The sequence below is a fragment of the Thermomonas aquatica genome (genome assembly GCF_006337105.1).
Taxonomy (GTDB): Bacteria; Pseudomonadota; Gammaproteobacteria; order Xanthomonadales; family Xanthomonadaceae; genus Thermomonas; species Thermomonas aquatica.
The window spans coordinates 1,086,455-1,109,697 of sequence record NZ_CP040871.1 but is presented as its reverse complement, the minus strand read 5'-3'; the positions used below and the strand labels follow the sequence as shown (position 1 = coordinate 1,109,697).

21 protein-coding genes are annotated in these 23,243 nt (G+C 69.8%); 16 read left to right on the top strand and 5 right to left on the bottom strand.

The window, feature by feature from the left end; all coding sequences use genetic code 11:
• Positions 1 to 6: 6 nt before the first annotated feature.
• Together FHQ07_RS05425 and gshB are read right to left on the bottom strand one after the other, a co-directional pair.
• Positions 7 to 894 carry an energy transducer TonB gene (locus FHQ07_RS05425; RefSeq protein WP_139715848.1) on the bottom strand — a complete coding sequence of 296 codons (888 nt, stop codon included), beginning with the start codon at positions 892 to 894 and terminating at the stop codon, positions 7 to 9.
• Positions 894 to 1,871: a glutathione synthase gene (gene gshB, locus FHQ07_RS05420; protein WP_139715847.1), complete on the bottom strand. Its 978-nt coding sequence runs from the start codon at positions 1,869 to 1,871 to the stop codon at positions 894 to 896. The genes FHQ07_RS05425 and gshB overlap by 1 nt, the downstream gene beginning before the upstream one ends.
• Positions 1,872 to 2,031: 160 nt before the next feature.
• On the opposite strand from gshB, the gene pilG reads away from it, so the two are divergent.
• The 7 genes from pilG to FHQ07_RS05385 all read left to right on the top strand — a co-directional run bounded on the left by pilG (position 2,032) and on the right by FHQ07_RS05385 (position 12,804).
• Positions 2,032 to 2,430: a twitching motility response regulator PilG gene (pilG, locus tag FHQ07_RS05415; RefSeq protein WP_139715846.1), complete on the top strand. Its 399-nt coding sequence runs from the start codon at positions 2,032 to 2,034 to the stop codon at positions 2,428 to 2,430.
• Positions 2,431 to 2,448: 18 nt separating this feature from the next.
• Positions 2,449 to 2,814, top strand: coding sequence for a response regulator (locus FHQ07_RS05410; RefSeq protein WP_139715845.1), 366 nt, complete (start codon positions 2,449 to 2,451; stop codon positions 2,812 to 2,814).
• Between the two features lie 224 nt (positions 2,815 to 3,038).
• Positions 3,039 to 3,599: a chemotaxis protein CheW gene (locus FHQ07_RS05405; protein WP_139717885.1), complete on the top strand. Its 561-nt coding sequence runs from the start codon at positions 3,039 to 3,041 to the stop codon at positions 3,597 to 3,599.
• A 50-nt stretch (positions 3,600 to 3,649) separates the two neighbouring features.
• Complete coding sequence (locus FHQ07_RS05400) at positions 3,650 to 5,665, top strand: methyl-accepting chemotaxis protein (protein ID WP_139715844.1); 2,016 nt, start codon at positions 3,650 to 3,652, stop codon at positions 5,663 to 5,665.
• A 79-nt stretch (positions 5,666 to 5,744) separates the two neighbouring features.
• Complete coding sequence (locus tag FHQ07_RS05395) at positions 5,745 to 11,318, top strand: hybrid sensor histidine kinase/response regulator (protein ID WP_139715843.1); 5,574 nt, start codon at positions 5,745 to 5,747, stop codon at positions 11,316 to 11,318.
• Positions 11,315 to 12,325, top strand: a complete 1,011-nt coding sequence (locus FHQ07_RS05390; RefSeq protein ID WP_139715842.1) for a chemotaxis protein CheB — start codon at positions 11,315 to 11,317, stop codon at positions 12,323 to 12,325. Before FHQ07_RS05395 ends, FHQ07_RS05390 begins: the two co-directional genes overlap by 4 nt.
• A gap of 8 nt (positions 12,326 to 12,333) precedes the next feature.
• Positions 12,334 to 12,804, top strand: coding sequence for a chemotaxis protein CheW (locus FHQ07_RS05385; RefSeq protein ID WP_139715841.1), 471 nt, complete (start codon positions 12,334 to 12,336; stop codon positions 12,802 to 12,804).
• Here FHQ07_RS05385 and FHQ07_RS05380 read toward each other — a convergent pair.
• The gene (locus FHQ07_RS05380) at positions 12,801 to 13,532 is read right to left on the bottom strand and encodes a 16S rRNA (uracil(1498)-N(3))-methyltransferase (protein WP_139715840.1); all 732 of its coding nucleotides are present in this window, start codon (positions 13,530 to 13,532) and stop codon (positions 12,801 to 12,803) included. The two genes, FHQ07_RS05385 and FHQ07_RS05380, sit on opposite strands and share 4 nt — an antisense overlap.
• Positions 13,523 to 14,914 carry an adenosylmethionine--8-amino-7-oxononanoate transaminase gene (gene bioA / locus FHQ07_RS05375; RefSeq protein WP_139715839.1) on the bottom strand — a complete coding sequence of 464 codons (1,392 nt, stop codon included), beginning with the start codon at positions 14,912 to 14,914 and terminating at the stop codon, positions 13,523 to 13,525. The genes FHQ07_RS05380 and bioA overlap by 10 nt, the downstream gene beginning before the upstream one ends.
• A gap of 29 nt (positions 14,915 to 14,943) precedes the next feature.
• Between bioA and nudE the strand changes: the two genes are divergently transcribed.
• The 4 genes from nudE to FHQ07_RS05355 are packed head-to-tail and all read left to right on the top strand — an operon-like array spanning position 14,944 to position 17,403.
• Positions 14,944 to 15,492, top strand: coding sequence for an ADP compounds hydrolase NudE (nudE, locus tag FHQ07_RS05370; RefSeq protein ID WP_139715838.1), 549 nt, complete (start codon positions 14,944 to 14,946; stop codon positions 15,490 to 15,492).
• Positions 15,489 to 16,277, top strand: a complete 789-nt coding sequence (gene cysQ, locus FHQ07_RS05365) for a 3'(2'),5'-bisphosphate nucleotidase CysQ (RefSeq protein WP_139715837.1) — start codon at positions 15,489 to 15,491, stop codon at positions 16,275 to 16,277. Before nudE ends, cysQ begins: the two co-directional genes overlap by 4 nt.
• Positions 16,274 to 17,101, top strand: a complete 828-nt coding sequence (mazG, locus tag FHQ07_RS05360; protein ID WP_139715836.1) for a nucleoside triphosphate pyrophosphohydrolase — start codon at positions 16,274 to 16,276, stop codon at positions 17,099 to 17,101. Before cysQ ends, mazG begins: the two co-directional genes overlap by 4 nt.
• Positions 17,098 to 17,403, top strand: coding sequence for an Mpo1-like protein (locus FHQ07_RS05355; protein WP_139715835.1), 306 nt, complete (start codon positions 17,098 to 17,100; stop codon positions 17,401 to 17,403). The genes mazG and FHQ07_RS05355 overlap by 4 nt, the downstream gene beginning before the upstream one ends.
• Before the next feature lie 6 nt (positions 17,404 to 17,409).
• Here the strand turns inward: FHQ07_RS05355 and FHQ07_RS05350 are convergent, their stop codons facing one another.
• Positions 17,410 to 17,751 carry a DMT family protein gene (locus tag FHQ07_RS05350; RefSeq protein WP_139715834.1) on the bottom strand — a complete coding sequence of 114 codons (342 nt, stop codon included), beginning with the start codon at positions 17,749 to 17,751 and terminating at the stop codon, positions 17,410 to 17,412.
• 98 nt (positions 17,752 to 17,849) lie between these two features.
• Here FHQ07_RS05350 and FHQ07_RS05345 point away from each other — a divergent pair, with 98 nt between their 5' ends.
• From FHQ07_RS05345 to FHQ07_RS05325, 5 genes are all read left to right on the top strand, one after another.
• On the top strand, positions 17,850 to 18,560 hold the full coding sequence (locus FHQ07_RS05345) for a response regulator transcription factor (RefSeq protein WP_139715833.1): 711 nt from the start codon (positions 17,850 to 17,852) through the stop codon (positions 18,558 to 18,560).
• A gap of 45 nt (positions 18,561 to 18,605) precedes the next feature.
• Positions 18,606 to 19,631: a sensor histidine kinase gene (locus FHQ07_RS05340; protein ID WP_139715832.1), complete on the top strand. Its 1,026-nt coding sequence runs from the start codon at positions 18,606 to 18,608 to the stop codon at positions 19,629 to 19,631.
• Positions 19,632 to 19,730: 99 nt separating this feature from the next.
• Positions 19,731 to 21,290: an efflux RND transporter periplasmic adaptor subunit gene (locus tag FHQ07_RS05335; RefSeq protein ID WP_139715831.1), complete on the top strand. Its 1,560-nt coding sequence runs from the start codon at positions 19,731 to 19,733 to the stop codon at positions 21,288 to 21,290.
• The gene (locus FHQ07_RS05330; protein ID WP_139715830.1) at positions 21,290 to 22,006 is read left to right on the top strand and encodes an ABC transporter ATP-binding protein; all 717 of its coding nucleotides are present in this window, start codon (positions 21,290 to 21,292) and stop codon (positions 22,004 to 22,006) included. Before FHQ07_RS05335 ends, FHQ07_RS05330 begins: the two co-directional genes overlap by 1 nt.
• Positions 22,003 to 23,238, top strand: a complete 1,236-nt coding sequence (locus FHQ07_RS05325) for an ABC transporter permease (protein ID WP_139715829.1) — start codon at positions 22,003 to 22,005, stop codon at positions 23,236 to 23,238. Before FHQ07_RS05330 ends, FHQ07_RS05325 begins: the two co-directional genes overlap by 4 nt.
• Positions 23,239 to 23,243 lie beyond the last annotated feature (5 nt).

The following is a 23,243-nucleotide window of genomic DNA, read 5'->3' as shown; positions in this document are numbered from 1 at the left end:
TGCGGATCACTGGTCGACCAGCTCGCCGCCCGGCAGGAATTGCCAGGTGCGGGTGACGTGCAGGATGTCGGGGTCGTCCTGCGACTTCGGCAACGGCGCGAACGGTTCCGCCAGCTTGACGATGCGCAGCGCGGCGTTGTCGAGCATCGGCACGTGGCTGGACTGGATGATGCGCGTGCTCTCCACGCTGCCGTCGCGGCGCACCGCGACGCTGATCACCACCAGCCCGCCGATGCGGCGGCGGCGCGCCTCGTCCGGGTAATTGAGGTTGCCCACCCGTTCCACCCGGTCGACCCAGCCGCGCAGGTACTCCGCCCACGCGTATTCCTTGGTGCTGGCGGAGACGAACTTGCGCTTGGGGCGCTTGGCGTACTGCTGCGAGCGCAACTGGATCTCGGCGGCGAGCCGGGCCATCTCGATGTCGCGGTCGATCTTTTCCTGGCCGGGCGGCAGCGGATTGACCTCGATCTCCTGGCGGGCTTGCGGGGTCGGCACGCTGTCGCGGGCATTGGTCGAGGCGATCACCCGCGGGTCCGGCGGCGGGCTCGGCGCCGGCGTCTGTGCGCGCAACGGGCGCGGTGCCAGCCCGTCCTCCGGCTGCGGCAGCGGGCCGGCCTGCGGCGCGGTGGGGCGGGTGGACTTGTCGTGCTCGCCGCCGCCCTGGTTGGCGGCCTGGGCCAGGAAGTCGGCCTGCTTCGGGGTGAGCGCGGATTTGGTCTGGGTGAGGATCACGTCCAGCGTCGGCATCACCGGCGCGGCGTCCTCCACCGCGAAGCCAAGGCCGAGGATCAGCATCGCGTGCAGCAGCACGGACAGCACCAGGGTGGCGCCCAGCCGCGTCGATTCGCCGATGACCGGCGGCGCGGGCATGGGCGGGGCGGCGGCTTCGGACATCAGCGCGCCGGTTCGGAGCCGGCCAGCCTGGCTTCGATGCGGTCGAACAGGGTGCCGGCGATGTTCAGGCCGAACTGCGCGTCGAGTTCGCGGATGCAGGTCGGGCTGGTCACGTTCACTTCGGTCAGGTAGTCGCCGATCACGTCGAGGCCGACGAACAGCATGCCGCGGCGCTTCATCTCCGGGCCGACCTGCGCCGCGATCCAGCGGTCGCGTTCGCTCAGCGGGCGGCCTTCGCCGCGGCCGCCGGCGGCCAGGTTGCCGCGGAATTCGTCGCCCTGCGGGATCCGCGCCAGGCAGTAGTCGACCGGTTCGCCATCGACCAGCAGGATGCGCTTGTCGCCATCCACGATCTGCGGCAGGTAGCGCTGGGCCATCGCCAGGTGGCGGCCGCCCTCGGTCAGGGTTTCCAGGATCACGTTGAGGTTGGCCTCGCCGGCGCGGGCGCGGAAGATCGAACGCCCGCCCATGCCGTCGAGCGGCTTCAGCACCGCTTCGCCATGTTCGTTGACGAAGGCCTTGAGCGCGGCGGCGTCGCGGCTGACCAGGGTCGGCGGGCAGCACTGCGGGAACAGCAGGGCGGCCAGCTTCTCGTTGAAGTCGCGCAGGCCCTGCGGGTCGTTGACCACCAGCGCGCCCTGGGCCTGGGCGAGGCCGAGGATCTGGGTGTCGTGAAGGTAGTCGGCATCGACCGGGGGATCCTTGCGCATCAGCACGACCTGGCCCGGCCCGAACTCGAGCTGTGATGCCGATCCCAGATCGAACCAGTGGCCCGGGTCGTCGGTGACGCGCAGCGTCACTACCCGCGCGGTGGCCCGCCCGTCGCGGACCGACAGTCCGCCGGGGCGCAGGTAGTGCAGGCGATGGCCGCGCCGCTGGGCTTCGAGCAGCATCGCGAAACTTGAATCCTTGGCGATCTTGATGGATTGGATCGGATCCATCACGACCACGACGTCGAGGGGCGCAGCGGGGGGCATCGGCACGTCCGGGAAAGGCTGCCGCGATGTTAGCAGGGCGCCCCGTCCCTCCACCGATGTGACGCATTGCGGCGCTTGACACGTCGTCCACGGACTGGGATATAGGCAGTCCGCGCCGCGACGAATTCCGTGGCGGCGATCAGCGGCTCAAGGGGAACGCATGACGCAGGACGCCCAGGACGTCAGCCTCAAGGGATTGAGGGTGATGGTCATCGACGACTCCAAGACCATCCGCCGCACGGCGGAGACCCTGCTTTCGCGCGAGGGTTGCGAGGTGGTCACGGCGACCGATGGCTTCGAGGCACTGGCCAAGATCGCCGACCACAATCCGCAGATCATCTTCGTCGACATCATGATGCCGCGCCTCGACGGATATCAGACCTGCGCGCTGATCAAGAACAACCAGACCTTCAAATCCGTGCCGGTCATCATGCTTTCGTCGAAAGATGGTTTATTCGACAAGGCCCGTGGCCGTATCGTCGGTTCCGAGCAGTACCTGACCAAGCCATTCACCCGCGAAGAACTGCTGGGCGCGATCCGAACGTACGTCAACGCCTGACCGGGGGGTAAGGCACGCATGGCACGCATACTGCTGATCGAGGATTCACCGACCGAGGCCGCGGTCATGGCCCAGTTGCTGGAACGCAACGGGCACCAGGTCACCACCTCGGGCAACGCCGAGGACGGCATCGCCAGTTGCAAGCGCGACAAGCCCGACCTGGTGCTGATGGACGTGGTGCTGCCCGGCATGAACGGCTTCCAGGCCACCCGCGCGTTGTCGCGCGATGCCGACACCAGCCATATCCCGGTGCTGATCGTCAGCACCAAGAACCTCGAAACCGACAAGATGTGGGGCCTGCGCCAGGGCGCCAAGGACTACATCGTCAAGCCGCCGCGCGAAAGCGACCTGATCGAGCGGATCAAAGCACTGGTCGGACACTGAAGATGAGCAAGCGCGGCAAGAACAAGGGCAAGGGCGGCAAGCCGCAGCAGGCGGCAGCGGTCGCCGTACCGGTGGCCGAGGCTGAGACCCCGGTTGCCGCGATCGAGGAAGAGGCCCCCGCGGCCGTCATCGAAACGGCCGAAACGGTCGCGGCCGCGGCGGTCGAGGCGGCGGTCGAAGCCGCTCCGGCGGCGGAGGCCGCGCCGGCGAAACCGGCCAAGCCGCTGCGCCAGCCCAGGCAGAAGGCGCGCGACCGGCGTTCGCCGTTCCTGGTGCTGGCCGATTACGAGCAACGCAGCTTGGCCCACGTCGCCGGCCTGCCGGAGCAGCTGGATGCCCCGGGCCTGTGGCGCGGCGTGGCGTATCGCGTGGGTTCGCACCGATTGGCCTCCGGCTTCGACGAGGTGGTGGAAATCATGTCGCTGCCGGCGCTGACCTCGGTGCCGGGTTCGCAGCCGTGGATGCTGGGCGTGGCCAACGTGCGCGGCACCCTGCTGCCGGTGGTCGACCTCAAGCAGTTCCTGGAAGGCGAGCGCACCGTGCTGCACGAAGGCCAGCGCGTGCTGGTGGTGCGCCAGCAGGGCGGCGACGTCGCCATCACCATCGACGAGATGTACGGCCAGCGCAGCTTCATCGACGCCCAGGGGGTCGATGCCGCGCCGGTGGCCGATGGCCGCTACGCGCACTTCGTCGACCGCGCCTACCGCATCAACGACCAGGACTGGGGCGTGTTCAGCCTCGAGCGCCTGGCCCGTACCCCCGAATTCCGCCAAGCCGCCGCCTGATACGCGGCCAAACACACCAATCGAATACGTACGCAAGCCGAGGTCGCAACATGAGCACTATGATGGATAACGTCGCCGGCAAGGGTCGCAACCTCAGCACCAACGCGTGGATCGCGCTGCTGATCGGGTCGCTGGTCGTGTTCGCCGGCAATACCCTGTATGCCACCACCAAGGCCTCGCGCCTCGGCGGCGCCAGCACCTCGGCCTCGCGGTTGCAGCTCAATTCGCAGCGTCTCGCCAACCAGAGCCGGGAGGCGGTGGAAGGCAACGCGGAGGCATTCACCGCGTTCAAGGACACCAAGGCCGAGGTCGACGAGGACATCAAGACCCTCAACGACCGCTTCGGCGACGCCGCCGGCGTGTCCGGCCCGATCCGCACCGTGACCAATACCTGGACCCCGCTGGCCAAGCGCTCCGAGGAAGTCATGGCCTCGCAGGCGGCGGTGCTGGGCCTGGCCGGCCACGCGGACAGCTTCACCGGCAAGGTGCCGCAGCTGCAGGCGCAGTTGAACGAAGTGGTGCGCGGCCTGGCGTCGGGCGGCGCCGGTTCCGGCCAGGTGTTCACCGCGCTGCAGCAGGTGGTGACCTCGGCCGCGATGGCGCGCCGCATCGCCGAATTGCGTGCCGGCGGTTCCGGCGCGCAGGTCGCCGCGGATGCGCTGGGCCGCGACTCGGCGGTGTTCGACCGGTCGATGAACGCGCTGCGCAACGGCGGCGGCGACATCGCCAAGGTGACCGCCGCCGGCGCGGTGGGTCCGCTCAACCAGGCCGCCACGCTGTGGACCGGCATGAAGAAGGACCTCGACGCGATCGTCGCCAGCTCCAAGAACCTGATCGGCGCGCAGACCTCGGCCACCGCGCTCGCCACCGGTTCCGACAAGCTGCTGACCGACAGCGAAAGCCTGTTCGCCGCGTTCACCTCGTTCGGCTCGCTGAAGGACACCAGCATCGTCGGCGGCGTCTGGGTCAGCATCCTGTCCGGTGCGCTGGCGCTGTTCTCGATCGCCGGCCTGTTGTGGGCCCTGGGCCGCGCGCAACGCGCCCGCTACCAGACCACCAAGGAACTGAACGACCGCAACCAGGAGGCGATCATGCGCCTGCTGGACGAAATGGGTTCGCTCGCGGAAGGCGACCTGACCGTGAAGGCGACCGTGACCGAGGACATGACCGGCGCGATCGCGGACTCGATCAACTTCGCGGTGGAACAGCTGCGTACCCTGGTGGCGACGATCAACGACACCTCGGTGCAGGTCGCGTCCAGCGCGCAGGAAACCCAGGCCACCGCCATGCACCTCGCGGAAGCGGCGGAACACCAGGCGCAGGAAATCAACTCCGCCTCCGACCGCATCAACGAAATCGCGGCGAGCATCAACCAGGTGTCGCGCAACTCCGCGGAATCCGCGGAAGTGGCGCAGCGCTCGGTGCAGATCGCGACCAACGGCGCGGGCGTGGTGCGGCAGACGATCGCCGGCATGGACAGCATCCGCGACCAGATCCAGGAAACCTCCAAGCGCATCAAGCGACTGGGCGAAAGCTCGCAGGAAATCGGCTCGATCGTGGAACTGATCAACGACATTTCCGAACAGACCAACATCCTGGCGCTGAACGCGGCGATCCAGGCGGCCTCGGCCGGTGAAGCGGGCCGCGGGTTCGCGGTGGTGGCCGACGAAGTGCAGCGCCTCGCGGAACGCTCCTCCAGCGCGACCAAGCGAATCGAATCGCTGGTGCAGACCATTCAGGCCGATACCAACGAAGCGGTGTCGTCGATGGAACAGACGACCTCGGAAGTGGTCGCGGGTGCGCGCCTCGCCGAGGACGCGGGTACCGCGCTGGGCGAGATCGAAAAGGTGTCGGCGGACCTGTCCGGGTTGATTCAGGGCATCTCCACCGCGGCGCAGCAGCAGTCCACCGCGGCGACCGGCATCACCCAGACCATGAACACCATCCAGTCGATCACCGCGCAGACCTCGCAGGGCGCCAGCCAGACCGCGGAGTCGGTCGGCAACCTCGCCCAGCTCGCCGCCGACCTGCGCCGTTCGGTCGCCGACTTCAAGTTGCCGGCCTGATCGCTGACGTCGAGGTTGGGATGAACAGCACTGTCCAGGCCAGCCCCGCATGCGTGCGGGGCCTTACCGGAGCGTCGCGATGACCACGGCGTTGCGGGATGCCATCGACCACACCGCGCTCGGCTGGGTGAAGCCCGAGATCGACGAGACCCTGCGCCAGGCGCGGCTCGAGATCGAGGCCTTCGCCGAATCGCCCGACGACGGCGAGCGCATGCGCGCATGCGCCGGCTACCTGCACCAGGTGCAGGGCACCTTGCGGATGCTGGAACTGCATGCGCCGGCGATGGTCGCCGACGAGATGGAGCAACTGGCGGGCGCGTTGCGCGGCGGCACCACCGCCAACCGCGACGAGGCGTGCGCGGCGCTGATGCGCGGCGTGGTGCAGTTGCCGGATTACCTGGAACGCCTGCAGGGCGGGCACCGCGACATCCCGATCGTGCTGCTGCCGCTGCTCAACGACTTGCGCTCGGCGCGCGGCGAAGCCGCGCTCAGCCAGGATGCGTTGCCCAGCCTGCTGCAAGAGCCCACCGAGGCCGAACTGGAACATGCGCGCGGCAGCCTGGCCGGACGCAACCGCGCCCTGCTGGACACCGTCTCCGCGGCGTTGAAGGAAGACCTGCTGCGGGTCAAGGATGCGCTGGACCTGCATCTGCGCGCCGGCCTGAGCAACCCGGCCGAGCTGCAACCGCAGGCGGAGGCGCTGGATCGCATCGGCGACACCCTGGGCATGATCGGCCTGAAGTCGGCCGAGGGCGTGATCCAGGAGCAGCGCAGCGTGCTGCAGGGCATCGCCAGCGGCGCGCGCCCGCCGAGCGAAAGCGAGCTGCTGGAAGTCGCCAGTGCGCTGATCTACATCGACCATTCGCTGGACGACCAGGTCACCCGGCTCGGCCAGGGCGATGCGGTCGGCGGCGACGACCTGCTGACCCAGGAGTCGCGCAAGGTGATGGGCGTGCTGGCGCGCGAAGCAGCGGCCAATTTCGCCGAGGTGCGCAATGCCTTCGTGGCCTTCGTCGAAACCGACTGGGACCACGCCGCGCTCGAATCGGTGCCGCGCCTGCTGGGCGAGGTCGGCGGCGCGATGCGCGTGCTGCAGCTGCCGGAACCCGCCGGATACCTGGAGGCGCTGCGCCGCTACAGCCATGTCGAGCTGATCGGCAGGAAGCTGGTTCCGGGCGGCCGCCAGCTGGATACGCTGGCGGATGCGCTGGCCGGCATGGAGTACTACCTGGAGTCGCTGCGCGACCCGCTCGGCCAGCGCCTCGACCTGCTCGAAAAGACCCGCGGCAGCCTGGAACTGCTCGGCTACTGGCCGTTGCCGGATGCGGCGGAAGTCGAAGGCGCGGCGCAAGCTGAGGCCGAAGAGGCCGTTGCCGAAGTGGCCGATGTGGCCGAGGTCGCCGAACCGGCGGCGCCGGTCGAAGCGGCGGTGGCCGAACCCGTGGTGGTCGCGGTCCAGGCCGGCGCACCTGCGCTGGTGGCCGGCTTCGACAACGCCGGCGAGGAAATCGACGACGAGATCCGCGAGATCTTCCTGGAGGAATTCCAGGAAGAGATCGCCAACCTCGACGCGCTGCTGCCCGCCTGGCGCCTGCAGCCCGAGGACATGGATCGGATGCTGCCGATCCGCCGCGTGTTCCACACCCTCAAGGGCAGCGGCCGCCTGGTCGGTGCCCGCACCCTCGGCGATTTCAGCTGGCACGTCGAGAACATGCTGAACCAGGTGCGCGACGGCAAGCGGCCGGCCAGCCACGCGGTGGTCGCCTTCGTCGGCCAGGTGCGCGAGGTTCTGCCGCAGCTGCATGCGGCGTTGAGCGGCGAAGCCGCGGTCAGCGTCGACCTGGCGGCGATGCAGGCGGTCGCCGATCGCCTCGCCGCGGGCGAAGACGTGTTGCTCGGCGCCGCGGGCGATGCCGCCCCGGCCGAGGCCGAAGCGCCGGCGGTCGAAGAAGCCCCGGCCCCGGCACCCGCCGCGGATACCGTGGCGGTGCAGGTCGATCCGGTCCTGCTCGACATCCTCGGCGCCGAAGTCGGCGGCCACCTGGAAACCGTCGATGCCTGGCTGGCGCAGGCCAATGCCGGCGACGGCAGTGTCAACGATGGCCTGCTGCGCGCCATCCACACCCTCAATGGCGCCTTCGCGATGACCGAGGTGCCGTCGGTGACGGCCTTCACCTCGCCCGCGGAGGGCTACGTGAAGCGCCTGCTCGCCGCCGGCGTGCCGGCCGATGCCGATGGCGTCGCCGCGATCGGGGCGGTTGCCGACGCCGTGCGCGCCTCCACCCTGGCGCTGCAGCAGACCCCGGCGCAGGTGCCGTTGTATGCCGCGTTGGCCGCCACCGTGGCCGGCCTGCGCGACGCCCAGCCGGAAATCAGCCTGCCCTTCGTCAGCCCGGCCCAGCTCGAGGCCGAACGCCTGGCCGCCGAAGAAGAGGAGGCCCGCCAGGAAGCGGAGCGCCTTGCCGCCGAACAGGCGGAAGCCGAACGGCTGGCAGCGGAACAAGCGGAAGCCGAGCGCCTTGCCGCCGAACGGGCCGAAGCCGAGCGGCTTGCCGCGGAGGAAGCGGCGCGCCAGGAAACCGAGCGCCTCGCCGAAGAGGAAATGGCCAGGCAGGAAGCTGCGCGCCTTGCCGACGAGGAAGTCACGCGCCTGGAAGCCGAACGCCTCGCCGCGGAGCGCGCCGAAGCCGAACGCGTTGCGGCCGAGCGCCTGGCAGCCGAGCGGCTCGCCGATGCCGCCGCCGAGGCCGAGCGGGCCGAAGCCGCGCGGATCGCGGCGGAACGCGCGGAAGCCGAACGCCTGGAAGCGGAGCGCATCGCCGCCGAGCGCGCCGAAGCGGAGCGCCAGGAGGCCGAGCGCCTTGCCGCGGAAGAAGCGGCAAGGCTGGAAGCGGAACGGCTGGAAGCGGAACGCATCGCCGCCGAGGAAGCCGAGGCCGCGCGCATTGCCGCGGAACAGGCCGAGGCCGAACGCCTGGAAGCGGAACGCATCGCCGCCGAGGAAGCAGAAGCCGCGCGGCTTGCCGCGGAGCAGGCCGAAGCGGAACGCCTCGAAGCCGAGCGGCTTGCCGCCGAACGCGCGGAAGCAGACCGCCTGGAAGCCGAACGCATCGCCGCCGCCCGCGCCGAAGCGGAGCGTGTCGAAGCCGTGCGCCTCGCCGCCGCCAAGGCGGAAGCCGAACGCCTCGAGGCCGAACGCCGCGCCGCGGAAGCCGCGGCCGCCGCCAAGGCGCGCGAGCAGGCGGCATTGGCCGCCTTGCTGGCCAGCGCGACCTCGGCCGAGGATCCGGACGAAGCGCTCGACATGGACGGGCTGGACGCCGAGCTGGTCGACATCTTCGTCGAGGAAGGCGGCGACCTGCTCGACCATTCCGATGGCCTGCTGGCGCAGCTGCGCAGCGCATCGGAAGACCGCGAGACGATGGTCGGCCTGCAACGCGACCTGCACACCCTCAAGGGCGGTGCGCGCATGGCCGGCATCATGCCGGTGGGCGAACTCGGCCACGCCATGGAAACCCTGCTGGAAGCGGTGGTCGCCAACCGCGCCGAGCTCGGCAAGGACGGCGTGCCGCTGCTGGAACGCGGCTTCGACCGCCTGCACGGGATGATCACCCGCGTCGCCGCACGGCGTGCGGTGGGCATGCCGGTCGGCCTGATCGACGAGTTCAACGCGCGTGCGGAAGCGCCGCTGCCGGTGGCCGCGGAAGCCGCGGACGACGGCCTGCGCTTCGTGCCGAAGCCGGCCGAGAAAATCGAGCTCAAGCCGCTGTCGGCGCCGATCATGGCCGAGGGCTTCGGCGACGACGAGGACATCGGCGTGCGCGCGCCGCAGGAACAGGTGCGCATCCGCGCCGACCTGCTCGACCGCCTGGTGAACTACGCGGGCGAAGTGGCGATCTACCGTTCGCGCCTGGAGCAGCAGCTGGGCGCGTTCCGCGGCACCGCCGCGGAAATGGAACAGACCAACATCCGCCTGCGCGACCAGTTGCGCCGCCTCGACGCGGAAACCGAAGCGCAGATCATCGCCCGCTACCAGCGCGCCGGCGACGAGGGCGAGGAGTCGTTCGATCCGCTCGAGCTCGACCGTTTCAGCACCCTGCAGCAGCTCTCGCGCGGCCTCGCCGAATCGGCGGCCGACTTGCAGGCCCTGCACGGCTCGATGGAAGACCTGACCCGCCAGTACGAAACCCTGCTGCTGCAGCAGTCGCGGGTCAGTTCGGAACTGCAGGAAGGCCTCATGCGCACGCGCATGGTGCCGTTCGACGCGCTGGTGCCGCGCCTGCGCCGCGTGATCCGCCAGGCCGCGGGCGAAACCGGCAAGCAGGCCCAGCTCAAGCTGGAGGGCGCGCAGGGCGAACTCGACCGCAACGTGCTGGAGCGCATGACCGCGCCGCTGGAGCACATGCTCCGCAACGCGATCGCGCATGGCCTGGAAACCCCGGATGCGCGCCGCAAGGCGGGCAAGGGCGAGGAAGGCAGCATCCGCGTCGCGGTGCGCCGCGAAGGTTCGGAAGTGGTGCTGCAGGTCGGCGACGACGGCGGCGGCCTCAACCGCGAGGCGATCCGCGCGCGCGCGATCGAGCGCGGCCTGATCAAGCCGGATGCGGTGCTGGGCGATTCCGACCTCGACGTGCTGATCCTCGAGCCGGGCTTCTCCACCGCCGAATCGGTGAGCCGCCTGGCCGGTCGTGGCGTCGGCATGGACGTGGTCGCCAGCGAAGTGCGCCAGCTCGGCGGTTCGCTCGACATCGCCTCCCGCCCCGGCGAAGGCACCACCTTCACCCTGCGCCTGCCGCAGACGCTGGCGGTCACCCAGGCGGTGTTCGTCAAGATCGGCGACGTCCAGTACGCGGTGCCGATCGCCTCGGTGCGCGGCGTCGGCCGCATCAGCCGCGAGGACATGGCCAAGCCGGACGCGGCCTACCGCTACGGCGGCGAGGACTATGCGCTGCACGACCTCGGCAACCTCGTCGGCGCCAGCGCCACCGCCAAGGCCGAAGGCCAGCTGCAGATGCCGTTGCTGCTGGTGCGCTCTGGCGAGCTGCGCGCCGCGGTGGCGATCGACCAGGTGCTGGGCAACCGCGAAATCGTGGTGAAGTCCGGTGGCCCGCAATTGGCCTCGGTGCCGGGCATCTTCGGCGCGACCATCATGGGCGATGGCTCGGTGGTGGTGATCCTCGACATCGCGCCGCTGGTGCGCCGCCGCGCGGCGATGCCGCAGGACGTCGTGGCCGAGCCGCAGGTCGTCGAGCAGCGCCGCGTGCCGCTGGTGATGGTGGTCGACGACTCGATCACCATGCGCAAGGTCACCGGCCGCGTGCTGGAACGCCACAACTACGAAGTGGCGACCGCGAAGGACGGCCTCGACGCGCTGGAGCGCATGGCCGACGTGATCCCCGACCTGATGCTGCTCGACATCGAAATGCCGCGCATGGACGGCTTCGAGTTGGCGACGGCGATGAAGGCGGATCCGCGCATGCGCGATGTCCCGATCATCATGATCACCTCGCGCACCGGCGAGAAGCACCGCCAGCGCGCGATGGACCTCGGCGTGCAGCGCTACCTCGGCAAGCCGTACCAGGAAGTCGAGCTGATGCGCAACGTGTTCGAACTGCTCGGGGTCGAACGCGCGGGCGACGGTTCGGCGTCGTGAACGCACGCAAGCGCGTCGTGCTGCTGACGCGCCCGGGCAGCGCGCGCGACCGCACCGAGGCGGCGATCGCCGAAGCGGGCGCGGACGTGGCCGCGGTGCTCGATCCCGGCGTGGCGTCGGAGGCGGACGTGCGCAATGCCGCGCCCGACGCGGTGCTGGTGATCCTCGACCCGGCGACGGAGCAGGCGCTGTCGAAGTTCGACGGCGTGCTGGCCGATCCCGCGCTGGAGATCATGTTCGAGGAAGCCGACGTCGCCGCGAAGCGCGAAGGCTGGGAAGCCGCGCGCTGGGCGCGCCACCTCGGCGCCAAGCTGTACGGCCACGACGACGTGCTGCCGCGCGCGAAGGGCTCGCCCCTGGTGGCCGACCCGAACCAGCGCATCAGCAGCGAAGACAGCCGCTTCCGCGCCGAGATGGAGGCATTGCAGCGCCAGGTCGCGGCGATGCCGGAACTGCAGCATGGCCGCCCGGCTGCGCCGCCGGTGAAATCGGGCGCGGTGGTGGTCGCCGCCGGGGTCGGCGGTCCGGATGCGGTGCGCCAGTTGCTTGGCGGCCTCCCGGCCGGGTTCCCGCGGCCGGTCCTGCTCCGCCAGCGGATCGAAGGCGGCCAGTACGACAAGCTGGTGCGGCAGATGCAGCGCGCCACCCAGCTGCATGTCGCGCTGGCACAGCCCGGCGATCCGTTGCAGGCCGGCACCGTGCACGTCATGCCGGACGGCATCGATGTGCAGGAAGCGCCCACCGGGCTGGTCTTCGCGTCGGTCGACGGACAGCCCGGCTTCGCCGCATTGGTGCCCGGCGACAGCGCCATGCTGTTGCTCAGCGGCGCCGATCCGGCGCTGGTCGACCGCGCCCTCGCCCTGGCCCTGGCCGGTGGCTTGGCGCTCGGGCAATCGGCCGACAATTGTTTCGATCCGGCCGCCAGCAATGCGCTGGTGGCCCGCGGCGGCGCGGCCCTGGGCTTGGCGGCGCTTCCCCTCAAACTGCTCGAACGCTGGCCCGCCTGAGGTTCCACATGACCGATACCGCACCGATCATCCGCGGCGTGCTCATCCAGGTTGCCGATGCGCGCCTGTTGCTGCCCAACGCGACCATCGCCGAAGTGCTGTCCTACGCCGATCCCGAACCGATCGCGGACGCGCCCGACTGGCTGCTCGGCCGCATCCGCTGGCGCGGCTGGCAGTTGCCGCTGGTGTCGTTCTCGCGCTTCACCGGGATCGCCGAGGAAAAGGGCGGCCTGGGCAGCAAGGTGATCGTGCTGAAGGCGCTGGGCGGCGATGCCAAGCATCCGTTCTTCGCCCTGCTGACCCTGGGCTTCCCGCGCCTGGTGACGGTGACCGAGGCTGCGCTGGGTTCGGAAGGCGATGACGCCTCGGTTCCGGAAGGCGTGCTCGCCCGCGTCCGGCTCAACGAGGACGACGCGTTGTTGCCCGACCTGGCCGCGCTCGAGGAACGGATCGTCGAAGCGCTGGCGGCGGCCGCCTAACCCAGGTCCCCGCGCAAGGCCTGCAGCGCCGCGATCGCGGCGATGCCGGCGGTCTCGGTGCGCAGCACGCGCGGGCCCAGCCTGAGTCCTTCGTAACCGGCCGCGACCAGCCGTTCGCGGTCGCGCGGCGACCAGCCGCCTTCGGGGCCGATCGCGATCGTGCATGCCTGCAACGATGCATCGCGCAGCGACGACAGCGACGCGTCCGCGAGCGGATCGAGGATGAAGCCGCGCCCGTCGCGCAATCCCGCGCCCTGCGCCAACGGTTGCGGCGCGGCCACCTCGGGCACGCTCGCCCGTCCGCTCTGTTCGCAGGCGGACAGCACGATGCCGCGCCAATGCGCCAGCCGCTTGGCCGCGCGCTGCGCGTCCAGCTTCACCTCGCTGCGTTCGCTTTCGACCGGCAGCACGCGGGCGATGCCGAGCTCGGTCGCCTTCTGCAGGATCCAGTCCATCTTCTCGCCGCGGGCGATGCCCTGCAGCAGGGTGATCCGCAGCGGCGATTCGTTGTCGATGCGGCGCGCGGCCACGATTTCCGCGCGCGCCTCGCGCTTGCCGAGGTGGACGATGCGGGCGTCGTAGTCGTGGCCGTCGCCGTTGAACAGCACGCAGGCGTCGCCGATCTCGAGGCGCAGTACGCGCAGCAGGTGCTGCGCCACGTCCTCCGGCAGCGTCACTTCGCTGCCGACCTGCAACATGGCGTCGATGTGGCTGCGGGTCAGGCGCATGCGGTGGCCTCGATGATCGCCTCGCGGGTGACCCGCGCGAGCTGTTGCAGTTGTCCGTCGTCGATGCAGTACGGCGGCATCCAGTACAGGATGTCGCCGAGCGGGCGCAGCACCACGCCTCGATCGAGCGCGGCGCGATAGGCGCGCAGGCCGATGCGCAACGCGGGGTCGAGCGGCGTGCGCTTGTCCCCGCCGTGCGTCAACTCGAAGGCGAGAATCATCCCGGCCTGGCGCACGTCGGCCACGTGCGGAAGCTCCGCGAATGGCGCGGACAGTTCCGTCATCCGCGCAGCCGTAATGCGGTTGCGCGCCAGCACATCGTCGCTGTCGAAGATCGCCAGCGAGGCCAGCGCCGCCGCGCAGGCCAGCGGGTTGCCGGTGTAGCTGTGCGAATGCAGGAAGGCGCGCTCGCGCGAGTCGTCGAGGAAGCCGTCGTAGATCGCTTGCGTCGCCAGCACCGCCGCCAGCGGCAGGAAGCCGCCGGTCAGACCCTTGGACAGGCACAGCAGGTCGGGCTGCACGCCCGCCTGCTCGCAGGCGAACAGCGTGCCGGTGCGGCCGAAACCGACCGCGATCTCGTCCGCGATCAGGAACACGCCATGCGCATCGCACAGGTCGCGCGCGCGGCGCAGGTACAGCGGATCGTGCATGCGCATGCCGCCGGCGCACTGCACGCGCGGCTCCAGGATCAGCGCGCAGATTTCGCCGGCGTGGCGTTCCAGCAGTTCACGCAGGCCTTCCGCGGCGCGCTCGGCGCGCTGCGCGGGCGTCTCGCCGGGTTCGCACTGGTAGGCGTCGGGCGAAGGCGCGAACAGGCATTCGGCCAGCAGCGGCGCGTACACCCGGCGATACAGCGGGACATCGCCCACCGCCAGCGCGCCCAGGGTTTCGCCGTGGTAGCCGTTTGCAAGCGCGACGAACTTGGTGCGCCGGTCCTCGCCGCGGTTGCGGAACCAGTGGAAGGCCATCTTCAGCGCCACTTCCACCCCGGCCGAGCCGTTGTCGGAATAGAACACTTTCGCCAGCGGCGCGCGATCCGCTTCGCGCGGGGCGATGGCGAGCAGCTTCTCGGCCAGTTCCACGGCGGGCTGGTGCGAGAACCCGGCCAGGATCACCTGCTCCAGCGTGCCCGCCTGGCGCGCGATGGCCGCGGCGATGCGCGGCTCGGCATGGCCGAACAGGTTGGTCCACCAGCTCGAAACGGCATCCAGGTAACGCCTGCCGTCGTGGCCGACCAGCCAGGCGCCTTCGCCGCGCTCGATCGGCACCAGCGGCAAGACGTCCGGGTGCTCGCGCATCTGCGTGCACGGGTGCCAGAGCACGGCCAGGTCGCGCGAACGCCAGCGGCCCGTGTCGTCTAGAATCGTGGGGTGAATCGACATCCCCGCATTATCGCCCCGCGCGGCGCCGCATGAGCCGGAAGCTGCCCACCATCCACGGCATCACCGAGCACGATGCCGGGCCGTACCGCATGGAGCGGCTCGACCTGGAGTTCAGCAACGGCGAGCGCCGCAAGTACGAGCGCCTGCACGGGCGCGGCCACGGCGCGGTGGCGGTGGTGCCGATGCTGGATGCCGAGACCGTGCTGCTGGTGCGCGAATACGCGGCCGGCGTGCACCGTTACGAGCTCGGCCTGGTGAAGGGACGCATCGATGCCGGCGAGAGTCCGATCGAAGCGGCCAACCGCGAGCTGATGGAAGAGGCCGGCTACGGCGCGCGCGAGCTGACCGTGCTGCGCGAACTCACCCTGGCGCCGGTGTACATGAGCCATGCCACCCACCTGGTGCTGGCGCGCGACCTGTACCCGCAGCGCCTGCCCGGCGACGAGCCGGAGGAGCTGGAGATCGTGCCGTGGAAGCTGGCCGACATCGGCGAGCTGATCCTGCGCGAGGAATTCTCCGAAGGCCGCAGCGTGGCCGCGCTGTTCATCGCCCGCGAATGGCTGAAGCAGCAAGGATGACCGTCACCCATGCACAGCGCGAGGCGGTGATCGCGCTTGCGCGCGCGGCCGCCGCCGAGATTCTCGCGGTGTACGACAGTGAGTTCGCGGTGCAGCACAAGGACGACCGTTCGCCGCTGACCGCAGCCGACCTCGCCTCGCATCGCTGCATCGCCGCCGGCCTGCAGGCGCTGACGCCGGACATCCCGCTGCTGTCGGAGGAGTCGAAGGACCTCGACATCGCCGCGCGCCGGCAATGGCCGCGCTTCTGGCTGGTCGATCCGCTGGACGGCACCCGCGAGTTCATCAAGCGCAACGGCGAGTTCACCGTCAACATCGCCCTGGTCGAAGACGGCGTGGCGACCTTCGGCGTGATCCAGCAGCCGGTGAGCGGCGCGCTGTGGCATGGCGCGCCGGGCGCGGGCGCGTATCGCCGCGAGGGCGACGCGGATGTCGCCATCCGCGTGCGCAAGCCGGCGGCGGCGCCGTTGCGCATCGCCGCCAGCCGCTCGCACCGCGACGCGCGCACGCAAGCCCTGCTCGACGCGCTGGGCGGCGAAGCGGTGGCCTGCGGGTCCTCGCTCAAGTTCTGCAGGATCGCCGAAGGCGGCATCGACCTGTACCCGCGCTTCGGCCCGACCGGCGAATGGGACACCGCCGCCGGGCAGGCGATCCTGGAAGCGGCGGGCGGCGCGGTGCTCGACCCGCAAGGCAGGCCGTTCCGTTACAACCAGCGCGAGACCCTGCTCAACGGCGATTTCATCGCCTTCGGCGACCTGGCCTTGCGCGACCGGTTGCCGGCATGAGCGACGCGCACGGGATCCAGCGCCTGCTCGAGATCATGGCCGCATTGCGCGATCCGCAGACCGGCTGTCCGTGGGACGTCGAGCAGAGCTTCGCGACCATCGCGCCGTACACCATCGAGGAAGCCTACGAAGTCGCCGACGCGATCGATCGCGGCGACATGGGCGACCTCAAGGACGAACTCGGCGACCTGCTGCTGCAGGTGGTGTTCCACGCGCGGATGGCGCAGGAGCAGGGCGCGTTCGCGTTCGCCGACGTGGTCGATGCGATCTGCGACAAGATGACGCGCCGGCATCCGCATGTATTTGCCGGGGCGTCGGTCGAAGACGCCGAGCAGCAGACCAAGGCGTGGGAAGAGCACAAGCGCGCCGAGCGCGCCGCGCGCGGCGAAAGCGACACGTCGGCGCTGGCCGGGATCTCGCGCGGCCTGCCGGAATGGCAGCGCGCGGTGAAGCTGCAGCACAAGGCGGCCAAGGTCGGTTTCGACTGGCCGGCGCCGGCGCCGGTGCTGGAGAAGCTGCACGAGGAAATCGAGGAAGTGCGCGCGGAGTTCGCCGCGGTCGCGGCGGATCCGGACGATGCCGCCGCGCACGACCGGCTGGAAGACGAGATCGGCGACATCCTGTTCGTCTGCGCCAACCTGGCGCGGCATGCGAAGGTCGATTTCGGCGCCGCGCTGCGTCGCGCCAACCACAAGTTCGAGCGCCGCTTCCGCGCGATGGAAGCGCTGGCCGCGGCCGACGGCGGGCTTGCCGGGCAATCGCTGGAAGCGCAGGATCGCTACTGGGTGCGCGCCAAGCAGGCGGAGCAGGGAGGATCGCAATGAGCGAAGGCTTCGCCAGTTTCCGCGAGTTCTATCCGTTCTACCTCGGCGAGCACCGCAACCGCACGTCCAGGCGCCTGCATTTCGTCGGCACCAGCTTCGTCATCGGCTTCATCGTGCTGGCGATCAAGAGCGGCAATCCGTGGTGGCTGCTGGCGGGACTGGTCGCGGGCTACGGGTGTGCGTGGATCGGCCATTTCTTCTTCGAGAAGAACCGCCCGGCCACCTTCAAGTACCCGTTCTATTCCTTCGCCGGCGACTGGGTGATGTACAAGGACATCCTGACCGGCAAGATCCCGTTCTGAGCGGGATCAATCCAGGAAGATCAGCCAGGCCGCGGCGGCGATCAGGGCGAACCCGGCCCAGTGGTTCCACTTCAGCGGCTGTCCCAGGTACCAGGCCGAAAACCCGGCGAACACCAGCAGGGTGATCACTTCCTGCATGCCCTTCAGCTGCGGCGCGCTGTACAGCGCAGAGCCCATCCGGTTGGCGGGGATCATCAGCATGTACTCGAAGAAGGCGATGCCCCAGCTGACCAGGATGACCTTCCACAGCGCCACCTCCTTGAATTTCAGGTGCGCGTACCAGGCAAAGGTCATGAACACGTTGGACGCCACCAGCAGCAAGGGCGGCAGGATGCGGTCGTAGGGCATTCGATCGGCTCCGGAATGGCGGGCTAGGGTAGTCCTTCACGCGGCATCCACCTCGCGACCCGCACCCTTCACAAAGCTGAAGAGTGGAGCAGGGACGGATGCGCACACAGGAACAGGCTGGACTGGTCCTCATCGTCGAGGACAACCGCAACATTTCCGAGATGGTCGGCGAATATCTCGAGGGCAAGGGCTTCGAGGTCGATTACGCGGCCGACGGCCTGGACGGCTACCGGCTGGCGGCCGAGAACAATTACGACGTGGTGGTGCTCGACCTGATGCTGCCGCGGCTGGATGGCATCGAGGTCTGCAAGCGCCTGCGCAACGAGGCACGCAAGTCCACGCCGGTGCTGATGCTGACCGCGCGCGACACCCTGGACGAAAAGCTGACCGGGCTGTCCTCCGGCGCCGACGACTACCTGACGAAACCCTTTGCAATCCAGGAACTGGAGGCGCGCTTGCGCGCGCTGATCCGCCGCGAACGCCGCCAGGTCGGTTCGGAAGTGCTGAAGGTGGCGGACCTGGTGCTGGACCCGGCCTCGCTGCGCGCGACCCGCGGCGGCAGCGAGCTGCAGCTGTCGCCGATCGGGCTGCGCCTACTGACCATCCTGATGCGCGAGTCGCCGCGCGTGGTCAGCCGGCAGGAGATCGAGCGCGAGATCTGGGGCAACGGCCTGCCGGATTCGGACACCCTGCGCAGCCACCTGTACAACCTGCGCAAGGTGATCGACAAGCCGTTCGAGCGGCCGCTGCTGCATACCGTGCAGAGCGCGGGCTACCGCATCGCCGACATCGGCGGGCAGCCCGGGTGATGGATCGCGGCTCCCTGGTGCGGGACGCGGCGCGGCGCGGCTGAGATGTCGTCTTCCTGGCGCAGCATCCGGGTGTTGTTCCTGCTGCAGGTGGCGATCGCCTGCCTGGTGGTCCTGCTGTGCATGCTCGCGCTGGCCGCGGCCAACGGGCAGTTGCCGTTCGCCGGGCCCACCCTGGCGGCGATCGCGCTGGCGCTGGGTTCGATCATCGCCGTGACCTGGATGACCTATCGCGCCACCAAGCGCTTGCTGGCGCCGATGGACTGGCTGTTGCGCGAAGTCGCGCGCTGGGATCCGCAGCGTCCGGACACCCGCGCGCTGGCGCCCGAGCGCATCCCCGCCTCGGTGCGCGGCGATACCCGCAAGATGGCCGATGCCCTGCATGGACTGGGCGAGCGCATGGATGCCTACATCGCCCGCGAACACGATTTCACCCGCGATGCCAGCCATGAACTGCGCACGCCGTTGACCGTGATCCGCGTCGCCGCCGACCTGATCGCGCACGACGAGGGCTTGTCCGAGCGCTCGCGCCGCTCGCTGGGCCGGATCCGCGGGGCCAATGCGGAGATGGAATCGCTGATGGACGCTTTGCTGCTGCTGGCGCGCGACGAGGACGTGGCGCTGGAGACCGAGGATTTCGCCGCGCGCGACATCGTCGAACACGAGATCGAGCGGGTGCGGCCCTTGATCGAAGGCAAGGGCCTGGCGCTCGACTTGCAGGTCGAAGCCGAACCGCAGCTCCACGCGCCGCCGCGCGTGCTCGGGGTGATGCTGGGCAACCTGTTGAGCAACGCCGTGCGTTTTACCGATGCCGGCCGGATCTGCGTGCGCTTGTCGGCGGATCGGGTGGAGGTCACCGACACCGGCATCGGCATGGATGCGGCCGCGCTGGCGCGCGCATTCGAGCCGTTCTACCGCGCCAACCTCGAGCGGCCGCCCGGGCCGGGACTAGGCCTGTCGATCGCGCATCGGCTCGGCCAGCGCTGCCGATGGCCGCTGCAGCTCGCCAGTACGCCGGGCCAGGGCACCCGTGCGACCATCCTGTTCGGTGCCGGCATCCCACGGGATTGAGCCTGGCTCCCGCATGGCGACCGTCGGTTGACCGGGATGGTGTCAACCGGTCGCCTGCCCGCGCGTTCCCCTCCCTTTGCCGAAGACCTCCCCCCACGCATGAGCCAGTCCCGTCGTTCTCCTTCGTTGCCGTTGCGCAAGATCATCATCGCGGTCGTGGTGCTCGCCCTGCTGGGACTGGGCTGGTATGCCTGGAGCAAGCGGACGGCGGCCGAAGCCGAAGGCGCCTTCCGCACCGAAACCGTGCAGCGCGGCGACATCCGCGTGGCGATTTCCTCGACCGGCACGCTCAGCGCGATCTCCACGGTCACCGTGGGCAGCCAGGTCTCCGGCCAGATCACCGAGGTCATGGTCGATTTCAACGACCACGTGAAGAAAGGCGAGGTGCTGGCCACGATCGACGCCTCCACCTACCGGGCGCAGATCGAACAGGGTTCGGCGCAGATCGCCAGCGCGCAGGCCTCGCTGCGGCAGGCGCAGGCCGGCCTGCGCAACGCCCGGCTGGACTACGAGCGCAAGGCCGACCTGGGCCGGCAACAGCTGGTGAGCAAGAGCGAGGTCGACCTGGCCCGCGCATCGCTGGAACAGGCGCAGGCGCAGGTGAATTCGGCGCAGGCGCAGATCCGCCAGCAGACCGCCTCGACCCAGACCACCCGGGTCAACCTGCAGCGCACGGTGATCCGCTCGCCGGTGGACGGCGTGGTGCTGACCCGCACCATCGAACCCGGCCAGACCGTGGCCGCCAGCCTGTCGGCGCCGGAACTGTTCACCATCGCCGAGGACCTGGCGAAGATGAAGATCGAGCTGGCCGTCGACGAATCCGACATCGGCCAGGTCAAGGTTGGCCAGTCGGTCAGCTTCAACGCGGATGCCTTCCCCGATCGCCAGTTCAAGGGCGTGGTCGACCAGGTGCGGCTGTCGGCGACGACCTCCAACAACGTCGTCACCTACCCGGTGGTGGTGACCGTCGACAACAGCGACGGCACCCTGCTGCCCGGCCTGACCGTCAATGCCGAGATCGAGGTCAGCAAGCGCAGCAACGTGCTGACCATCGCCAATGCGGCGTTGCGCTTCAAGCCCACCGAAGGTTCGCCGCTGGCCGCCATGCAGCCGGCCGGGCCGGGCCAGGCGCAAGCGCAAGGCGGCGGACGCGGCAATGCCGGCATGGCGGACGACCTGCAGGCGCTCGCCGCCAGCATGAAGCTCGACTCCCGGCAGCAGGCGGCGTTCGACAGCGGCTTGCAGGAGATGCAGAAGCGCCAGGCCGAGCGGATGGCGCAGGCGCAAGGCCAGAACGGCCAGCAGGGCGGCAGCCGCCTATTCGGCGGCGGCCCGGGCGGCCCGCCGCGCACGGGCCGCGCGCCCGACGCGAGCATGCAGGCGCAGATGCGCTCGCGCATGCGCGAGCGCTTCAAGCAGCAATTCGCCGCGTTCACCGCGAGCCTGGACGATGCCCAGCGCGCCACCTGGAATTCGGCGCTGGAAGCGCAGCTCAGCGCGAAGCGGGTCACCGTCTACAAGCTGGTCGACGGCAAGCCGGTGGCGGTGATGGCGCGGGTCGGCGCCAGCGATGGCACCAATACCGAAATATCGGGACGCGAGATCGCCGAAGGCGACCTGGTCATCTCCGGAGAGCGTGCTGCGACGGAGAGCAAGTGATGGCGGCCGGTTCGGCGCCGGTCCCGGTGATCCGCACCCAGGGCCTGGGCAAGGTGTATTCCGCCGGCACCGAAGCGGAAGTGGTGGCGTTGAAGGCGGTCGACCTTGTCATCGACCGCGGCGAGTTCGTCGCCATCATGGGCCCGTCCGGCTCCGGCAAGTCGACCCTGATGAACCTGATCGGGTGCCTCGACACCCCCAGTTCGGGCAAGTATTTCTGCGATGGCGTGGACGTCTCCACCCTGGACAAGGAGGCGCTGGCCGGGCTGCGCCGCGACAAGATCGGCTTCGTGTTCCAGGGCTTCCACCTGTTGCCGCGGATGGACGCCACCGACAACGTGGCGATGCCGCTGGGGTATGCGCGGATCCCGCATGCGGAGCGCCGCGAACGCGCGCGCGCGGCGCTGGTCTCGGTCGGCTTGGGCGAACGCGCCGGGCATCGCCCGAACGAACTGTCCGGCGGCCAGCAGCAGCGCGTGGCGATCGCCCGCGCCCTGGTCAACAGTCCGCCGATCCTGCTCGCGGACGAACCCACCGGCGCATTGGACAGCAAGACCGGCGAGGAGATCCTGGCCCTGTTCAAGCGCCTGCGCGACGACGGCCACACCGTGATCCTGATCACACACGATGCGCACGTGGCCGCGCATGCGGACCGCACCTACGTGATGCACGACGGCGACTTGCATCCGCAAACCGATGCGGAGGCCGCGGCATGACCTTGCTCGACATCCTGCGCACCGCCTTCTTCGCCCTGCGCGGCAACTGGATGCGCAGTGCGCTGACCTCGCTGGGCGTGATCATCGGCATCGCCGCGGTGATCGTGATGGTCTCGATCGGCCAGGGCACCCAGGCCGAGATCGACAAGATGGTGTCCGGCCTCGGTTCGCAGCGGCTCGACATCGGCGGCGCCGGCGGCATGGGCCCGGGTGGCGCGCGCGTCGCCCAGGGCAGCCGCTGGAGCCTCAACGACGGCGACGTCGAGGCCATCCGCAACGAAGTCCCGACCGTGCAGTACGCCTCCGGTTCGCTGCGCGGCAATACCCAGGTGGTGTTCGCCGAGAACAACGCCTCGACCAGCTGGCAGGGCGTGCAGGACGACTGGTTCGCGATCAACGACTGGCAGATCGCCGACGGCGCGGGCTTCCAGGCCAACGATTACGCGGGCAGCGCCAAGCCGGTGATCCTCGGCGAAACCGTGCGCAAGACCCTGTTCGGCGAGGACAGCGGCATCGGCCAGACCGTGCGCCTCGGGCGGGTGCCGTTCACGGTGGTGGGCACGCTGAAACCGAAGGGCCAGGGCGGCTTCGGCCAGGACCAGGACGACATGGTGGTGGTGCCGCTGGAAACCGCGCGCCGGCGCCTGTCGAACTCGCAATCGATGCCGCCGGGCGCGGTGCAGCAGATCTCGGTGGGCATCGACGACGCGCGCAACCTGGGCAGCGCGCAGGGCGAGATCGAGGCCTTGCTGCGCCAGCGGCACAAGATCGAGCCGGGCGCGGAGGACGACTTCGCGGTGCGCAACATCAGCCAGATCGTCGCCACCCGCACCGCCACCACCAACCTGATGTCGAAGCTGCTGGGCGCGGTCGCCGGCATCTGCCTGATCATCGGCGGCATCGGCATCATGAACATCATGCTGGTGTCGGTGACCGAGCGCATCCGCGAGATCGGCCTGCGCATGGCGGTGGGCGCGGGGCCGCGCGACGTGCGCCGGCAGTTCCTGGCCGAGGCGATGCTGATCTCGCTGATCGGCGGGGTGATCGGGATCGCGATCGGGGTGGTGGGGGCGCTGGTCGTCGGCAAGATCGGCGACCTGCCGGTGCAGCTGAACGCCCAGGTGGTGATGCTGGCGGCGGCATTCTCGATCGGCACCGGCTTGTTCTTCGGCTACTACCCGGCGCGCAAGGCGTCGCTGCTGGACCCGATCGAGGCGCTCAGGCAGCAATAGCGTGG

What these genes read in the sequence shown, in the direction of transcription:
- FHQ07_RS05425 (WP_139715848.1), bottom strand. Translation starts at nt 894, where the DNA reads ATGTCCGAAGCCGCCGCCCCGCCCATGCCCGCGCCGCCGGTCATCGGC.
- gshB (WP_139715847.1), bottom strand. Translation starts at nt 1,871, where the DNA reads ATGCCCCCCGCTGCGCCCCTCGACGTCGTGGTCGTGATGGATCCGATC.
- pilG (WP_139715846.1), top strand. Translation starts at nt 2,032, where the DNA reads ATGACGCAGGACGCCCAGGACGTCAGCCTCAAGGGATTGAGGGTGATG.
- FHQ07_RS05410 (WP_139715845.1), top strand. Translation starts at nt 2,449, where the DNA reads ATGGCACGCATACTGCTGATCGAGGATTCACCGACCGAGGCCGCGGTC.
- FHQ07_RS05400 (WP_139715844.1), top strand. Translation starts at nt 3,650, where the DNA reads ATGAGCACTATGATGGATAACGTCGCCGGCAAGGGTCGCAACCTCAGC.
- FHQ07_RS05395 (WP_139715843.1), top strand. Translation starts at nt 5,745, where the DNA reads ATGACCACGGCGTTGCGGGATGCCATCGACCACACCGCGCTCGGCTGG.
- FHQ07_RS05385 (WP_139715841.1), top strand. Translation starts at nt 12,334, where the DNA reads ATGACCGATACCGCACCGATCATCCGCGGCGTGCTCATCCAGGTTGCC.
- FHQ07_RS05380 (WP_139715840.1), bottom strand. Translation starts at nt 13,532, where the DNA reads ATGCGCCTGACCCGCAGCCACATCGACGCCATGTTGCAGGTCGGCAGC.
- bioA (WP_139715839.1), bottom strand. Translation starts at nt 14,914, where the DNA reads ATGTCGATTCACCCCACGATTCTAGACGACACGGGCCGCTGGCGTTCG.
- nudE (WP_139715838.1), top strand. Translation starts at nt 14,944, where the DNA reads ATGAGCCGGAAGCTGCCCACCATCCACGGCATCACCGAGCACGATGCC.
- cysQ (WP_139715837.1), top strand. Translation starts at nt 15,489, where the DNA reads ATGACCGTCACCCATGCACAGCGCGAGGCGGTGATCGCGCTTGCGCGC.
- mazG (WP_139715836.1), top strand. Translation starts at nt 16,274, where the DNA reads ATGAGCGACGCGCACGGGATCCAGCGCCTGCTCGAGATCATGGCCGCA.
- FHQ07_RS05355 (WP_139715835.1), top strand. Translation starts at nt 17,098, where the DNA reads ATGAGCGAAGGCTTCGCCAGTTTCCGCGAGTTCTATCCGTTCTACCTC.
- FHQ07_RS05350 (WP_139715834.1), bottom strand. Translation starts at nt 17,751, where the DNA reads ATGCCCTACGACCGCATCCTGCCGCCCTTGCTGCTGGTGGCGTCCAAC.
- FHQ07_RS05345 (WP_139715833.1), top strand. Translation starts at nt 17,850, where the DNA reads ATGCGCACACAGGAACAGGCTGGACTGGTCCTCATCGTCGAGGACAAC.
- FHQ07_RS05340 (WP_139715832.1), top strand. Translation starts at nt 18,606, where the DNA reads ATGTCGTCTTCCTGGCGCAGCATCCGGGTGTTGTTCCTGCTGCAGGTG.
- FHQ07_RS05335 (WP_139715831.1), top strand. Translation starts at nt 19,731, where the DNA reads ATGAGCCAGTCCCGTCGTTCTCCTTCGTTGCCGTTGCGCAAGATCATC.
- FHQ07_RS05330 (WP_139715830.1), top strand. Translation starts at nt 21,290, where the DNA reads ATGGCGGCCGGTTCGGCGCCGGTCCCGGTGATCCGCACCCAGGGCCTG.
- FHQ07_RS05325 (WP_139715829.1), top strand. Translation starts at nt 22,003, where the DNA reads ATGACCTTGCTCGACATCCTGCGCACCGCCTTCTTCGCCCTGCGCGGC.